This window comes from Kitasatospora sp. NPDC023118 (assembly GCF_055560875.1).
Genome location: NZ_JBVHHW010000003.1, coordinates 55589 through 69705 on the forward strand (window position 1 = coordinate 55589; position 14117 = coordinate 69705).

General features: G+C 74.2%; 15 protein-coding genes and 1 tRNA gene. 6 read left to right on the forward strand and 10 right to left on the reverse strand.

From position 1 onward, the window contains the following. Positions 1-714 precede the first annotated feature (714 nt). Both ACZ3UD_RS04665 and ACZ3UD_RS04670 read right to left on the reverse strand, forming a co-directional pair. A tRNA-Lys gene (locus tag ACZ3UD_RS04665) sits at positions 715-787 on the reverse strand. Between the two features lie 58 nt (positions 788-845). Beyond that, complete coding sequence (locus ACZ3UD_RS04670; RefSeq protein WP_465582174.1) at positions 846-1598, reverse strand: nucleotidyltransferase domain-containing protein; 753 nt, start codon at positions 1596-1598, stop codon at positions 846-848. A gap of 122 nt (positions 1599-1720) precedes the next feature. Here ACZ3UD_RS04670 and ACZ3UD_RS04675 point away from each other — a divergent pair, with 122 nt between their 5' ends. The 3 genes from ACZ3UD_RS04675 (at position 1721) to ACZ3UD_RS04685 (ending at position 4549) form a co-directional block, all read left to right on the forward strand. Beyond that, positions 1721-2932 carry a DNA glycosylase AlkZ-like family protein gene (locus ACZ3UD_RS04675; RefSeq protein ID WP_465582176.1) on the forward strand — a complete coding sequence of 404 codons (1212 nt, stop codon included), beginning with the start codon at positions 1721-1723 and terminating at the stop codon, positions 2930-2932. A gap of 22 nt (positions 2933-2954) precedes the next feature. Further along, positions 2955-3713, forward strand: a complete 759-nt coding sequence (locus ACZ3UD_RS04680; protein WP_465582178.1) for an SDR family oxidoreductase — start codon at positions 2955-2957, stop codon at positions 3711-3713. Between the two features lie 140 nt (positions 3714-3853). After that, positions 3854-4549, forward strand: a complete 696-nt coding sequence (locus tag ACZ3UD_RS04685) for a tyrosine-protein phosphatase (protein WP_465582180.1) — start codon at positions 3854-3856, stop codon at positions 4547-4549. Between the two features lie 26 nt (positions 4550-4575). Here the strand turns inward: ACZ3UD_RS04685 and ACZ3UD_RS04690 are convergent, their stop codons facing one another. Together ACZ3UD_RS04690 and ACZ3UD_RS04695 are read right to left on the reverse strand one after the other, a co-directional pair. Next, entirely contained in the window at positions 4576-5094 is a 519-nt protein-coding gene (locus tag ACZ3UD_RS04690) for an RICIN domain-containing protein (RefSeq protein WP_465582182.1), read from the reverse strand. Next, positions 5087-6181 carry a low temperature requirement protein A gene (locus ACZ3UD_RS04695; protein WP_465582184.1) on the reverse strand — a complete coding sequence of 365 codons (1095 nt, stop codon included), beginning with the start codon at positions 6179-6181 and terminating at the stop codon, positions 5087-5089. Before ACZ3UD_RS04695 ends, ACZ3UD_RS04690 begins: the two co-directional genes overlap by 8 nt. A gap of 170 nt (positions 6182-6351) precedes the next feature. On the opposite strand from ACZ3UD_RS04695, the gene ACZ3UD_RS04700 reads away from it, so the two are divergent. Beyond that, positions 6352-7506, forward strand: a complete 1155-nt coding sequence (locus ACZ3UD_RS04700) for a hypothetical protein (RefSeq protein ID WP_465582187.1) — start codon at positions 6352-6354, stop codon at positions 7504-7506. A 102-nt stretch (positions 7507-7608) separates the two neighbouring features. After that, complete coding sequence (locus ACZ3UD_RS04705) at positions 7609-7944, forward strand: hypothetical protein (protein ID WP_465582189.1); 336 nt, start codon at positions 7609-7611, stop codon at positions 7942-7944. An 11-nt stretch (positions 7945-7955) separates the two neighbouring features. Here ACZ3UD_RS04705 and ACZ3UD_RS04710 read toward each other — a convergent pair whose 3' ends face one another. The 6 genes from ACZ3UD_RS04710 to crcB (ACZ3UD_RS04735) all read right to left on the reverse strand — a co-directional run bounded on the left by ACZ3UD_RS04710 (position 7956) and on the right by crcB (ACZ3UD_RS04735) (position 13602). Further along, positions 7956-8789, reverse strand: a complete 834-nt coding sequence (locus tag ACZ3UD_RS04710) for a TIGR02452 family protein (protein ID WP_465582191.1) — start codon at positions 8787-8789, stop codon at positions 7956-7958. Positions 8790-8987: 198 nt separating this feature from the next. After that, the gene (locus tag ACZ3UD_RS04715; RefSeq protein WP_465582193.1) at positions 8988-11300 is read right to left on the reverse strand and encodes a DEAD/DEAH box helicase; all 2313 of its coding nucleotides are present in this window, start codon (positions 11298-11300) and stop codon (positions 8988-8990) included. A gap of 194 nt (positions 11301-11494) precedes the next feature. Next, positions 11495-12223, reverse strand: a complete 729-nt coding sequence (locus ACZ3UD_RS04720; protein WP_465582195.1) for a hypothetical protein — start codon at positions 12221-12223, stop codon at positions 11495-11497. A 130-nt stretch (positions 12224-12353) separates the two neighbouring features. Next, positions 12354-12728 carry a fluoride efflux transporter CrcB gene (gene crcB / locus ACZ3UD_RS04725; RefSeq protein WP_465582198.1) on the reverse strand — a complete coding sequence of 125 codons (375 nt, stop codon included), beginning with the start codon at positions 12726-12728 and terminating at the stop codon, positions 12354-12356. Beyond that, the gene (locus tag ACZ3UD_RS04730; RefSeq protein WP_465582201.1) at positions 12725-13093 is read right to left on the reverse strand and encodes a DUF190 domain-containing protein; all 369 of its coding nucleotides are present in this window, start codon (positions 13091-13093) and stop codon (positions 12725-12727) included. The genes crcB (ACZ3UD_RS04725) and ACZ3UD_RS04730 overlap by 4 nt, the downstream gene beginning before the upstream one ends. Beyond that, positions 13090-13602: a fluoride efflux transporter CrcB gene (gene crcB / locus ACZ3UD_RS04735; RefSeq protein WP_465582204.1), complete on the reverse strand. Its 513-nt coding sequence runs from the start codon at positions 13600-13602 to the stop codon at positions 13090-13092. The genes ACZ3UD_RS04730 and crcB (ACZ3UD_RS04735) overlap by 4 nt, the downstream gene beginning before the upstream one ends. Before the next feature lie 70 nt (positions 13603-13672). On the opposite strand from crcB (ACZ3UD_RS04735), the gene ACZ3UD_RS04740 reads away from it, so the two are divergent. Then, positions 13673-14014 carry a metallopeptidase family protein gene (locus ACZ3UD_RS04740; protein ID WP_380609050.1) on the forward strand — a complete coding sequence of 114 codons (342 nt, stop codon included), beginning with the start codon at positions 13673-13675 and terminating at the stop codon, positions 14012-14014. Positions 14015-14117 lie beyond the last annotated feature (103 nt).

A 14117-nucleotide genomic window follows, 5' to 3' on the forward strand; every position in this document is an offset into this window, starting at 1 on the left:
GGCCGGTCTCCCGGCGGGACCGGTCAGGAGGAACTGCTGCTCTCGGTGGAGTCCGACGTGGCCGAGGCGCTCGGGCGGGGGTCGTGGGGGCAGATCCGGTCAGGGTTCTTGATTCCGTAGCTCAGACCCCACTCCCGGTCACAGCCGCCCCAGTACGCTCCCACCCAGCCGCAGTAGGGGCCGCCGTAGCTGTGACAGGGGCGCACTGATTCCTGCGGGCCCGGATTCGTGGAGAGTGGCCAGGACGATTCGGCCTTGCCCAGCGACGTACCGGAGGCGCCGACCATGCGGACCCGCGTGGCATCGGAACCGTGGGACGTCCGGTCCATGAGGAAGAGGGGCAGGCCGAAGGCCGAGGCGGAGGCCGCCACCGTTGCGGCAGCGAGAGCGCAGCGGGTCAGGCGCATGACTGTTCCTCCTGGCTTTGTCCGTGACAGGTGTGGACGAACTCTGCGCACCAGCGCCGCCGCTGTGAGCGCCGGAGTTGAACGTATGGTCTGGAAAACTCCCCGGCAGCCAGCGAACCGCCAATCAGGCGGCCTTGCTCCGCTTCTTCACTCGAAGGGTCTCGTCCCTTGAGACGCTGCGGCACTCCACGATCACGCTACCGTCGGACCCACCCGCACCCGGGAAAGCGAAAACGCCCTGACCGGCAAAACCGGGTCAGGGCGCTGAGTCGCGGGTCAGCGAAGGTGAGAACGCCTCCGGGAAGAGTGGGCCACCAGGGGCTCGAACCCTGAACCTACGGATTAAAAGTCCGCAGCTCTGCCAATTGAGCTAGTGGCCCGCGGCCCTTTGCCCCGGCTGGATCCCGGAGGTCCCGGGTGGGGAGGGCCACGGCGATCCTACCCGGTGGGGCCCAGGGCTCCGCCAGTGGATTGGGTGGACGCGCCGGGTTCCTGGGGCAGGGCTTGAGGCGGGGTGTAGTGGGCGGCACGGACGCGGCGGAGCCAGGCTTCGACGGGGCGTGGGTCGGGGGTGACGGGCAGGACGCCGGGGCGGGCGAGACGTTCGGCGGCGTCGGCGAGCAGGGATTCGGCGGTATCCGGGCGGTCGGCGATGCGTTCGCCGAGGTCACGGACGTGCTCGGGGTCGGACAGCCGGATCAGGTGGTGGCCGCTCTCGTGCAGCCGGACGGCCTGTTCGACCAGCCGGACCAGGTGCCTGGCGTGCTTGGCGGCCCGGCGGCGGGTGACCGGGTCCCCGGTGTCGCGGGTCAGCAGTTTGCGGAACTGCTGGTCGGCGTAACCGAGATAGGCCTTGCGGACGGCCGGCCCGCTGAGGAACGTCGAGCGGATCCCGACCAGTTCGCGACCGAGCGGGGTCACGGTCTCGTACAGGTCCTCCGGCAGCCAGACGAGTTCGGAGGCGGTCGGGTTGCAGGACAGCGCCAGGCGGCACCACTTGGCGGCCTCGTGCAGGGTGACGTCCGGCGCGGTGGTGACGTGCGACTCGGCCGGGCGGTGCAGGCCGTGCAACTCCTCGGTGGGGGTGGCGAACAGGCCCAGCCGGTCGACGTCCGAGCCGGCGTGGGCGAAGCCGTACGCGGTGGAGCCGACGATGCCGGACAGCAGGACGGTGCCGGGCGTGGCGGACACGGACGGACTCCTCTCGAACGGACGGGCGGCTACCGCACCCGCTCCGGAATCCTCTCCGGAACCGGCCGCGCCGAGCGAGCGATTTCCGGTCCGGGGTCCGCCCGGCCGCCGATACTGGCCCCATGGAGCACGATCCCCACCGGCAAGCCGCCGACGTCGAGAAGCTGCGGGCCTGGTGGTCGCACCGGCAGTGGCTGGACCGCCCGCGCACCGGGGTGTCCGCCGCCGAGGTGCTGGCCGCCACCGGCTGGGCCCGCTCGGTGGGCGGCGCGGCCCCGTACCTGGGCCTGTTCGCCCGGGCCGGGCTCGGCCGGGCGGCGGTGGATGCGGCGGTGGCCGCCCTGGAGGTGCACGAGCTGCCGTCCGCGCGCGGCTGTACGTACGTACTGCCGGCCGCCGACTTCGCGCTCGGCCTGGCGGCCGGCGCGGCCGCCCCGGCGGGTGAACTGGCCGCGGCCCAGAAGCACCTGGGGGTCACCAGGGACGAGGTCGAACAACTCTGCCTGGCCGTCGAACGGGTGCTGACCGCGGACCGGCCGCTGGACCCGACCACGATCCGGGAGGCGGTCGGCGACGCGGTCCGCCCGCTCGGCGAGGCGGGCCGCAAGCGCGGACTGGCGACCACCCTGCCGCTCGCCCTCGGGCTGATGCAGTCGCGCGGGCGGATCCGCCGGGTGCCGGTCAACGGCCGTCTGGACCAACAGCGTTACGGCTACGTCGGCTGGGACCAGCCGGTCCGCGGCGACGCCGTCGACCTCGCCCGCCGCTACTTCTCCTGGGCCGGCCCGGCCACCCTCAAGCACTTCCGCTGGTTCTCCGGCTTCACCGCCGCCACCGCCAGACGGGCCGTCGCCGAGGCCGGACCGGTCCCGCTCGCACCCGGCTCCGATCTCCTGCTGCCGCCCGAACTCGCCGAGGAGTTCGCGGGGTTCGAGGTGCCGAAGGATCCGCACTACACCCTGCTGGCCGGCATCGACGGCATCCACCTGCTGCACCGCGACCTGCCCCGGCTGCTCGACCCCGCCGACGCGGCCCGCCCGCTGCCGGCCGGAAGGGCCGGACGCACCTTCGGCTGCGAGACCGACCCGCAGACCCACCTGGTGCTCGACCGCGGCCGGATCGTCGGGCTGTGGGAGTACGACACCGAACGCGCCGAGATCGTCCACCAGCTGTTCGTCCCGCCCGACGACGCGCTGCGCGAGGCGGTCGCCCGGACCTCGGCCTTCGTCCGGGACGAGCTCGGCGACGCCCGCGGCTTCAGCCTGGACTCGCCGAAGAGCCGGGCGCCGAGGATCGCGGCGCTGCGGGCGGCGTCCCCGGGTGCCCGCGGCTGAGCTGCCGGGTAGCGTACCGATCATGTCGACCACCACCGACGAAGTCCTGATCGTCACCGGCGCCGGCCGCGGCATCGGCGCCGCCACCGCCCTGCTGGCCGCCCGCCGCGGCTACCGGGTCTGCGTCAACTACCGTACGGACGAGGCCTCGGCGGCGGCCGTGGTGGACGCGATCCGGGCCGAGGGCGGCACCGCCCTCGCCGTCCGGGCCGACGTCACCCGCACCGCCGAGGTGGAGCGGCTGTTCACCACCGTGGACACCGAACTCGGGGAGCTCACCGGACTGGTGAACAACGCGGGCACGCTGGAGAAGCAGTGCCGACTGGAGGACATCGACGAGGACCGGCTGAACCGGATCTGGGCCGCCAACATCACCGGCCCGTTCCTGTGCGCCGCCCAGGCCGTCCGCCGGATGTCCACCCGCTACGGCGGGCGCGGCGGCGCGATCGTCAACGTCGGCTCGGCCGCCTCCCGGATCGGCTCGCCGAACGAGTACGTCGACTACGCGGCCGCCAAGGGCGCGGTGGACTCGATGACCCGCGGGCTGGCACTGGAGGTCGCCGCCGAGGGCATCCGGGTCAACTGCGTCCGCCCGGGCCTGATCCACACCGACATCCACGCGCTCGGCGGCGAGCCCGGGCGGGTCGAGCGGGTCGCGCCGAACCTGCCGATGCGGCGCGGCGGGCAGCCGGAGGAGGTCGCCGAGGCGATCCTGTTCCTGCTCTCCCCGGCCGCCTCGTACACCACGGGGGCGTTCCTGGAGGTCGCCGGGGGCCGCTGAGGCCCCCGCCGGGCAGACCGGCTTGCGGTTCCCAGGGGGCGGGACTCGGCGGTTCGGCGGTTTCCAGGGGGCGGGGCTTCAGCGGACGGTCCCCTCCGGTTTCCTTCCGCCGATCCGTCCTCGCCCGTACGGTGGAGGCCATGACCGACGCCTTCATCGACATCCCCGGTGTGCGCAACTTCCGTGACGCGGGCGGGATCGGCGCCCTCCGCCCGGGCGTGCTGTACCGCTCCGGGTCCTTCCACACGCTCACCGAGGAGGGCGCCCGGAAGCTCAAGGACCTCGGCCTGCGCACGGTGATCGACCTGCGCAGCCCGGTCGAGCTGGAGGTCTGGCCGGACCAGTGGCACGGCCTCGACCACGAGACCCTCAACCTGCCGACCCTGCCCGCCAAGCGCGAGGACGTGGACCGGCCCTGGCCCGAGGACCAGGCCGACCTCTACATCTTCATGCCGGAGACCGCCGGCCCCTCGCTCGCCGCGCTCATCCGGCACCTGACCGACCCGGCGGCGCTGCCGGTGCTCGTGCACTGCGCGGTCGGCAAGGACCGCACCGGGCTCACCATCGCCGTCCTGCAGTCCCTGCTGGGCGCCTCCGACGCCGACATCGCCGCCGACTTCCTGCTGTCCAACCTCGGCCTCGGCCTGGACCAGGGCCCCGTCCCGTACGTCGACGAGACCGGCTCCGAGCGGGTCTCCCGCCCGGTCAGCGCCGAGCTCATCGCCTCCTCCCTCGGCTGGATCCGCACCCACCACGGCACCGTCCCGGCCTACCTCCACGCCCACGGCGTCACCGAGGCCGAGCTGGACGCCCTGCGCGCCAACCTCTCGGTCTGACCGCAGAGGGCCCCACCGACTACCGATTACCAGCGCTCGAAGCGCCACCACTGGGTCGGTGCGTCGACGTCCTCCCACTGCTGGACGCCCGCGTCCGGCTCCGCCGGGGCGGTCAGCGGCTTGCCGCTGATGAAGCTGGTGACGGTGTACGTCCCCGGCGCGTCGACGTGGGCCTCCAGCAGCCACTCCTGGGCGCCGAAGGCGTTGGCGGACCACAGCTGGATCGGGACGCCGTCGTCCGGGGAGGCGCCGGTGACGTCCAGGCGCTTGCCGCCGGCGGCGCTCTCGATGTGGAACAGCGCGCCGCCCGGGTGCACGGCGGTGAGCTGCCAGAGCTGGGCGTCGGAGCCGTCCTCCGCGCCCACGCGGACGCGGGCGCCGCTGCGCCGGGAGCCTCCGGCGACCTCCAGCAGCAGGCCGCTGCCGACGTTGCGGATCCGGTAGCGGCCGTCGGTGATCGCGAGGTCGGCCGCGCCGTCACTCGCGCTGTCAGTCGCTCGGTCAGTCGCTCGGTCAGTCGCTCGGTCACTCGCTCGGTCAGTCATGTCCGAAGTCTCCCACCGGGCGCCGACAGGCGGACTCGTACCCGAATACAGCGGCCAGCACCGCCACCACGGCGCCCACCTGGTCCAGCGCCGAGACCGCGGTGCCCAGCGGGACGGTCGCCAGGACCGCGGCGGCGCCGATCAGCCGGGGCAGGTGGGGGCGCAGGCCGAAGAAGCGGCGCACGGCGGTGTTCACCACCAGGTACAGCGCGATGCCCCCGGCCAGCGCGAGGGCCTGCGGGAGGGTGATCGCCGCGTCGGGGTGGGCGACCGCCGACTTCACCCCGGCGGCGAACAGCAGCACGCCGAGCAGCAGCCCGAAGTGGCCGAGGTAGTAGACGGTGACCGCGGTCCGGTTGCGCTCGGCGGAGGGCAGCGCGGCCATGCGGTGCTCGGCGTGCGCGTCGTCGTCGTATCCGAAGTACGCCCACCAGAGGCCGACGCAGACGGTCAGGCTGAGCAGCGCGACCGCGATCAGCGCGGGCCCGAGCTCGGTCGTCCCGGCGCCGACGCCGACGGCGATCACCGACTCGCCGAAGGCGATGATCATGATCAGTCCGTGCCGTTCCACGAAGTGGTCCGCGCGTAGCCGGAACTCGAGCAGTCGGGCCACCCGCGGGGTGACGAACTGCATCGCGAACGCCGCTGTCCAGAAAACGAGTTGGAGCGTCCCGGTGAGGTATCCGCCGGTCACCACCAGGGCGCCGACGACCAGGTTGGACGCGCCCATCCGCAGCACCGCGGCAGGTGTCACCTCGGCGACGATGAACATCCCGGTGTGCAGGGCGACCACCACCAGGTACGCCCAGCCGAAGGCGGCACCGCCGCCCTCGAAGGCGTGCGGGACGGACAGCGAGATCACCAGGAAGGCGCCCATCGCCAGCATCAGCAGCCCGCCCCGCCCGTGGGTGCGCGGTGGCAGCGCGTTGGTCAGCCAGATGAAGGCGTCGTACATCCACCAGATCAGCCCCAGCATCACCAGCACCTGGGCGAAGCCGCCGAGGGTGAGGTGGTGGACCAGGCTGCCGGTGAGCTGGGTGATGGTGAAGACGAAGACGAGGTCCAGGAAGAGTTCCAGCGGCGCCACCTTCAGAGCGGGCTCCGAGAACTCCTCGGGATCCCGGGCATCAGAAGCATCAGAAGCATCAGGAGATTCAGGGGAAACAGGGGACGCGGTCACCGCGCGAGTATCCCGTCACCGAACCGGAGCCCGGGGGCGTTTCCGACGGACGGACTCCGCCGCCTATGCTGCGGCGGATGTCCACCGAGCAGAACCCCGAGCGGAACCCGCAGCAGATCCCCGGGCCGATCCCCGAACAGACCCATGGTCAGCTTCCGCCACAGCGTCAGCAGCCCACCCTCCTCGACGCGGTGGCCGAGTTGGAGGCGGTGGTCGCGGCCGGGGACGACGAGCGCTTCGGCCCGGCCCTGGGCCTGGTCGGCGGACTGTTCGGCCCCGCCGAGCCGGCCGAACGGCGGGCGGCCGGACCCCGGCTGGCCGCGCTGCTGCCGGACGCCCCGCCGTTCCCCCGGGCCCACCTGGCCATGATCACGGGCGCCTGCGTGGAGTACGGCGCCGACCCGGTGGCCTGCTCCGGCCCGGTGCTGGCCGGCCTGCGCGGGGCGCTGACCGGCGCGCAGCGGCTCGTCGAGCGCTGGGCGCAGACGGGTGGCGGCCCGCTGCCCGACTGGGAGGAGGGCGATCCGGCCGAGGCCCACGCCCGGATCGAGGACCCGGCTCACCTCGACGAGTGGAACGCTCACCTGGCCGTGGCCGCCTGGTGGACGCTGCACCTGTGGCAGCAGGCCGCCTGGGCGGTCTACGCGCACGCGTCGGTCCGGGCCGAGGCCCGCGCCTCGGGCGTCACGGCCGTGCTGCTGGAGCTGGCGGGCCGGTACGAGGGCGGGCAGCACGACCTCAAGGGCCTGGCCCACCTGGCGCAGGTGCTCGACGACGAGCCGCTGCTGGTGCTCGACCGCCCCACCGGCACCGGCTACCTGCTGCGGATGAGCGGCCTGAGCGACACCTTCCAGCTGCACACCCTGCTCGCCGACCTGCTGATCGGCGGCGGCCACCTGCCCGGAGCCCCGCAGGACCCTGAGGTGGTGGCGCTGGCCCGGACCGAGTTCCTGGACGGCCGCCGGCTGATCGCGACCGGCGCCTTCAACCTGGTCGCGCCGGACGGCTCCTGGCTCTGGAACGAGGGGACGCCCGACGACATCCCGGTGCTGGACGGGGTGCGCACCCTGGTGCTGGAGCCGCTGCCGTACGAGCGCACCTGGTCGGCCGGGCGGCTCATCCAGGAGATCCCGGGCGACCTGCGGCTGGAGCGGGTGCTCGACCCGGCGGAGGCGGCGCGGCTGCTGGCCCGGATGGTGCCGGGGATGTCGGTGGTGGGGGCCTTCGGGTAGGAGGCCCCGGCCGGCCGCCGCGTTCGCCGGGTTAGGGTCGGAAACCGAGCCGCCCCTCCGGCCGCGGCCGTTACGAGTGACGAGTGACGAGTGGAGTCGACGATGGCGAAGGTCCCGAACGTGCTCCCGGCCGCCGCGCCCGCGGCACTGACCGCGGCGAGCGGTCTGGTCGGCGGTTACGGCGTCGCCCGCTGGAGCGGCCGGCGCGAACTGGGCGGCGCGGTGCTGGCGGTGGCGGGTGCCGGGGCGGCCGCGCAGTGGCGCCGGAGCGCGGGCACGGCCACTGCGGCGGCGCTGACCGGCCTGTACGTGGCGGCCTTCGGCGGCTCGCATCCGCTGGCGAAGCGGATCGGCGCCTGGCCGTCCGTCTTCGCGGTCACCGGTGTGGTCGCGGCCGCCTCCACGGCCGCGACGGTGCTGGCCGCCCGCAAGCGGTAGTCGGCCCGCGCCTACCGGACCGCCGCACCGAACCGGGCCTCGAAGGCCGCCCGGTTCGCCGAGACCGGTGAGCGGTCCCAGACCGCGAACACCACCCGCTCGAAGGCGGCCCCGTACCGGGCCAGCGCACCCTCGAAGGCCTCGGCGACCTCGGCCGGGTCGTTGCGGAACACCCCGCAGCCCCAGGCGCCGAGCACCAGGGCGCGGACCTCGTGCCGGGCCGCCGCCGCGAGTACCCGGACGGCCCGCTCGGCGAGCACCCCGCGGACGTCCGTACCGGGCGAGCGCCGTTCCAGCTGACCGGCGTTGGGCGCGGGCGAGGTCAGGAAGGTGACCGGGTACGGCCGGGCCAGCAGGGCCCCGCGCCCGTCCCGGATCACCGGGACGTCCGGCGAGACGATCACCCGGTGGCTGTACCGCAGGTCGGTCGAGGCCCGGTGCGCCTCGTAGTAGTCGGGCGCCTCCAGCAGGCAGGAGTACAGCAGCGCGCTGCGGCACAGGTCCTCCTCCTGGGCGCGGGCGCCGCGCAGGTAGCCGCCGCCGGGGTTGCGCGCGGAGGCGAAGTTCAGCACCCCGACCGGCCCGGCACCGGCCGCGACCAGCCGCCGGGCGGCCTCGATGCTCCCCTCGGCCGTCACCTCGATCCGCCCGGCGGCCGGGCCCGGCCCCGGCTCCCCGGAAGCCAGCAACTCGTCCAGCGCCTGCGGCGCGTACGACACGGTGCCCGCCTTCGCCGCCGTCAACTGCTCCCCCACCGGCACGAGTTCGCCGTCGGCCGTCCGGTAGCTCGCCCGCTCGGCGATCTCCTCGTTCACCCGAGCCACGTCATGCAGTCTGCTGCTCATGTCCGTGACGCTACGGGACTACCGCCGTGCCGCGCCACAGGTTATTCTCACTTCCAGAACAACACCTCGGGGGGCGTGCACACGGAGGTGTCGGGGGGTATCGGGGGAACACGAAGGGCCCGCTCCGGGGGACGGAGCGGGCCCTTCGTGTGGCCGGTCAGTCAGTGCGGCCGGCGGTCAACCACCGGCCGTACGACGTCAGTTCTTCCAGCGCGGCTTGCGGTCGTCGCGGCCGCCGAAGCCACCGCGGTCGCGGTCGAAGCCGCCACGGTCCCGGTTGAAGCCACCGCGGTCGGCCTGCGGACGGCCGCCGGAGCGGTGGTCGTCGCGGCGCGAGAACGGACGGCTGCTGCCGCCGCGCTCGTCACGGTCCCGGCCGAAGGACGGGCGGTCGCCGAAGGACGGGCGGTCGCCGAAGGACGGGCGGTCGCCGAAGGAGCGGGCCGGACGGTCACCGAAGGAGCGGCCGCCGCGGTCGTCACGGTCCCGGTTGAAGCCGCCCGAACGACGGTCGTCACGGTCGAAGCCGCCCGAGCGGCGCTCGTCACGGTCACGGCCGCCACCGAAGCCACCGCGGTCGCGGTTGAAGCCGCCGGAGCGGCGCTCGTCACGGTCGAAGCCACCGGAGCGGCGGTCATCGCGGTCACGGCCACCGCCGAAGCCACCGGAACGACGGTCGTCACGGTCCCGGTTGAAGCCGCCGGAGCGGCGCTCGTCACGGTCGAAGCCGCCCGAGCGGCGCTCGTCGCGGTCACGGCCGCCACCGAAGCCACCGGAACGACGGTCGTCACGGTCCCGGTTGAAGCCGCCCGAACGGCGGTCGTCACGGTCCCGGTCGCGGTCACGGTCCCGGTCGCGGTCACGCGCGAAGGCCGGACGCTCGGTGCGCGCCTCACGGTACGACGGAGCGCGCTCCTCCGTCTGCGGCGCGGCCGCGGGGGCCTCGGCGGCGGCCGGGGCCTCGGTCGCGGCCTGCTCGCCCGCCTCCTCGGCGGCCGGGGCCTCGTCCTCGATGCCCAGCTCGGCCCGCTCGCGCGCCGCACGGGCGGCCAGGCGGTCGGCCTCCTCGCGCAGCTCGGTGGCGCGGCGCTGGGCCCGCTCCAGCTGGCGGGTCATGTCGGCGAGCTCGCGCTCGGCGGCACCGGCGATGTTCGCGGCGCTCTCGGCCTGCACCTCGGTGAGCGAGCGGGCGCCGGTGATCCGGGCGACCTCGGCGTCGAAGGCGTGGTCCAGGATGTGGCGGCTGGCGTCGACGCCCGCGTCCTCCATCAGGCGGAAGACGCCCCGACGCTGGTGCGGCAGCACCAGGGTGACGACGGTGCCGGAGCGGCCGGCCCGCGCGGTGCGGCCGGAGCGGTGCAGGTAGTCCTTGTGGTCGCCGGCCGGGTCCACGTTGAGGACCAGGTCGATGCCGTCGACGTGGATGCCGCGGGCGGCGACGTCGGTGGCGACGACGACGTTGACGTAGCCGTCCTTGAAGTCGCCGAGGACGCGGGTGCGGGCGCCCTGGGTCATGCCGCCGTGCAGCGCGTCGGCCTTCACGCCGGCCTCGATCAGCTGCTCGGCGACGCGGTCGGCGCCCATCTGGGTGCGGACGAAGATGATCGTGCGGCCCTTGCGGGCGGCGATCGCGTTGGTGATCGGCGCCTTGTCCTTGGGCTTCACCACGAGGATGTGGTGGGTCATGGTGGTGACGGCGCCGGCCGACGGGTCGACCTCGTGGGTGACCGGGCTGTTCAGGTAGCGCTTCACCAGGGTGTCGATCTCGTTCTCCAGGGTGGCGGAGAACAGCAGGCGCTGGCCGCCGGCCGGCACCTGGTCGAGGATCTCGGTGACCTCGGGCAGGAAGCCCATGTCGGCCATCTGGTCGGCCTCGTCGAGGACGGTGACCTGGACGTCGTCGAGCTTGGCCGAGCCACGGTTGATCAGGTCGCGCAGGCGGCCCGGGGTGGCGACCAGGACGTCGACGCCGCGCTCCAGCGCGTAGATCTGGTTCGACATCGAGGTGCCGCCGCAGACCACCTTGAGGCGCAGGCCGAGCACCGAGCCGAAGGGCTCCAGGGCGTCGGCGACCTGCATGGCCAGCTCACGGGTCGGGACCAGGATCAGACCGCGCGGGTGCTTGGCGCGGGTGCGCTCGCCGTCGGCCAGGCGGGTCAGCAGCGGCAGGCCGAAGCTCAGGGTCTTGCCGGAGCCGGTACGGCCGCGGCCCAGCACGTCCTTGCCGGCCAGGGCGTCCGGGATGGTCGCGGCCTGGATCGGGAACGGGGTGGTGACACCGCGCTTGGCGAGGGCCCGGACGACGTCGTCCGGCAGGCCCAGGTCACCGAAGGTGATGGTGGGCTCGGCGGCCTCCGCGCTCTCCTCGGCGGTGTCGGCGGCGATCTCCTCGGCCATCTCCGCGGCCTCGGCGATCAGTTCGGTGTTGTCGGTGTTGTCGGTGGCGTCGGTGACATCGGCGGCGGCCTCGTTCGCGGGCATGGCGAAGCGGGCGTCGTCAACGAGAGACATGCAAAACCTTCCGGAAGTGGCACGCGCCAAAGTCCGGGTTCTGTTTCACAACCGCCTCTATGCGGTCAGCCACGGATCGCCGGAACGCGCCAAGGGCGCCAGATGGGAATAGGGCGCCAGTCAAATGGATCAAACGAACGATCTACCACCATAGAGCACCCTCGGGATCGGAAGCAAACGCCCTGGCCAGCTTGCTAATGCGTACCCGCATGCGGACTCGGGGCCGCGGAACCGGAGCTTCCCGAGGAGGGTTCCGGGGCCGGCGGGACGGTCGCGGCGGGCGTGGTGTGCTCCGGCTCGGGGGAGCTGGACGGGCGGCCGCTCGGGGTGGCCGACGGGGTCCCGGCCGAACCGCCGCCGGAGCGGCCCTCGCCGGTGCCGCCCGTCCCGCCCGTGCCGCCGGGGCCCGCGGTGCCTCCGGTGCCGGCCGGGGTGCCGCCCGGGTGCGGCGCGGGGCTCGGCCCACCACTCGTCGAACCGCCGCCGCCCGGCGCGCTCTCGGGAGCACCCGCCCCCGGTACCGGGACCACGCCGGCGACCACGCCGTTCGCGCCCGGCGCGACCTCACCCGCCACGGCGGCCGTGGCCCCGGCGGGCGCGTTCTCTGCCTGCAAGCCCCCCGGGCGCTCCGGGTGCCCCGCAACGCCCCCCGGGTGCCCGGCGCCCGGCGAGGCCGAGGGGCCGACCGTCGCCCCCGGCTTGCCCGCCGGACCGGCCTGCCCGACCGGGGCCACCCCGCCGTGCTTCTCCTCCGCCGCCGGACCGACCGACATGCAGCCGGTCAGCCCCAGCCCGGCCACCGCCAGCACCGCCGCCGCCCGTACCGCGCGCGACCGCCGCACCGCCGTCTCCCGCAGCGCCGTCTCCCGCACCGGCGCGGCCACCCGCGCCCGAACCGCCCGCACCGCCCGTACCGAAGCCACCGAGCTCCCTCTCCACCGCCCCACCCGGGCCGCCCACTGGCGCGCGGCCGCTTCCGGTGCCCAACGCGCGCCGGGCGCGGCGGGACACGGGCTGCACGGCAGTTCTCGGGCGGCTCCCGGCCGGGCCCGCTCAGCCCCAGAGCGCCGAGGCCAGCTCCGCCCCCGCGTAGACCGCGGCCAGGCCGGCCGCCAGGCTGCCGACCACGTTCGCCACCGCGTACCGCACGGCGCCGGACCCGGCCAGTCGCAGCGTCTCGTACGAGAAGGTCGAGAAGGTGGTCAGCGCCCCGCAGAAGCCCGTCCCGACCAGCAGTTGGACGTGCGAGGAGGCCGCGCCGGCCGCTACCGCCCCGGTCAGCAGGCCGAGCACCAGGCAGCCGAACACGTTCACCGTGAAGGTGCCCCACGGGAACACCGAGTCGTGCCGGGACTGCACCGCCCGGTCGCTCAGGTACCGCAGCGGCGCGCCGACCACGGCGCCCGCCACCACCAGCAGCCAGTTCACCGCGCTCCCCCGCCCGCGCCGCGCTCGGCCGCACGGCCCGTGTACCGGACGACCTCGCAGTGGTCCAGCACCACCAGCCCCTCGGCCACCAGCTCCTCCAGCTGCGGCAGGAACGCCCGCACCCGCTCCTCCTCGTCCACGATCACCACCGCCACCGGCAGGTCCTCACTCAGCGACAGCAGCCGCGCCGTGTGCACCAGCGACGAGGCGCCGAACCCCTCGATGCCCCGGAACACGCTCGCCCCGGCCAGCCCAGCCGCCCGCGCCCGGTGCACGAGCTCGCTGTACACCGGGCGGTGGTGCCACATGTCGCTCTCGCCCACCAGCACGGTCAGCCGCAGCGCCGGCCCGCTCAGCCGGCTCACCGGGCACCCCCGTCGCGGACCGGGCGGTGGATCAGACGCCGGGTCAGCACCGCCGCCGCCCACACCGCGCCGAGCGCGCCCAGCAGGGTCAGCCCCAGGTACGCCAGCCCGGGCCCCAGCCGCCCCGCCTCCAGCAGCCGGCGGACGTCCACCGAGTAGGTCGAGAAGGTGGTGAACCCGCCCAGCACCCCGGTGCCGAAGAACGGCCGCAGCAGCGGATGCGCCGGACGCCCCTCGGTGATCGCCACCAGGAACACCCCGATCACCGCGCAGCCGACCACGTTGATCAGCAGCGTCGTCCACGGGAACGCCGTCGGCCCGGTCTCCCAGCCCAGCCCGGCCGCGTACCGGGCCACCGCCCCGATCGCGCCGCCCGCCGCGACCACCGCCACGGCCGGCCCCTGCCCGCGCAGCACCGGCGGCCGGCTCCGCACCGCCGCCGCAGCCGGCGACCCGGTCCGCACCGGGCCCTCCGCGGCGTCGTCCAACGCGTCCTCCGAAGTCGTCACGGCCCCATCAAACACCGGCGTCCGCTGTCTGGCACACCGTCACCCGAGGCCCGACAATGATCCGGTGGAGATGACCCGGGAAGAGTTCGAAACACTGGTCAGCGACGCCCTGGACCAGATTCCCCCGCAGCTCGCCGCCATGATGGACAACGTCGCGGTCTTCGTCGAGGACGAACCCGACCCTGACGACCCCGAACTCCTCGGCCTCTACGAGGGCACCCCGCTGACCGAGCGCGGCGAGTGGTACGCCGGGGTCCTGCCCGACCGCATCCTGATCTACCGCGGCCCCACCCTGCGCCACTGCGAGACCCGCGAGCAGGTGGTCGAGGAGGTCCGCACCACCGTCATCCACGAGGTCGCCCACCACTTCGGCTTCGACGACCACGAGCTGGACGAACTCGGCTGGTCCTGACCCCGCGCTTGGGCCCCGACCCCCACCCGGCCCAAACCCGTTTTGGCGATCCGCCCCGCATCCCATATGCTTCTCGACGTCCCCGAACGCTGGAAACAGCGGG

Coding starts and splice junctions, on each gene's coding strand:
- ACZ3UD_RS04675 (WP_465582176.1), top strand. CDS start 1,721: ATGGAGCACGATCCCCACCGGCAAGCCGCCGACGTCGAGAAGCTGCGG.
- ACZ3UD_RS04680 (WP_465582178.1), top strand. CDS start 2,955: ATGTCGACCACCACCGACGAAGTCCTGATCGTCACCGGCGCCGGCCGC.
- ACZ3UD_RS04685 (WP_465582180.1), top strand. CDS start 3,854: ATGACCGACGCCTTCATCGACATCCCCGGTGTGCGCAACTTCCGTGAC.
- ACZ3UD_RS04690 (WP_465582182.1), bottom strand. CDS start 5,094: ATGACTGACCGAGCGAGTGACCGAGCGACTGACCGAGCGACTGACCGA.
- ACZ3UD_RS04700 (WP_465582187.1), top strand. CDS start 6,352: ATGTCCACCGAGCAGAACCCCGAGCGGAACCCGCAGCAGATCCCCGGG.
- ACZ3UD_RS04705 (WP_465582189.1), top strand. CDS start 7,609: ATGGCGAAGGTCCCGAACGTGCTCCCGGCCGCCGCGCCCGCGGCACTG.
- ACZ3UD_RS04710 (WP_465582191.1), bottom strand. CDS start 8,789: ATGAGCAGCAGACTGCATGACGTGGCTCGGGTGAACGAGGAGATCGCC.
- ACZ3UD_RS04715 (WP_465582193.1), bottom strand. CDS start 11,300: ATGTCTCTCGTTGACGACGCCCGCTTCGCCATGCCCGCGAACGAGGCC.
- ACZ3UD_RS04740 (WP_380609050.1), top strand. CDS start 13,673: ATGACCCGGGAAGAGTTCGAAACACTGGTCAGCGACGCCCTGGACCAG.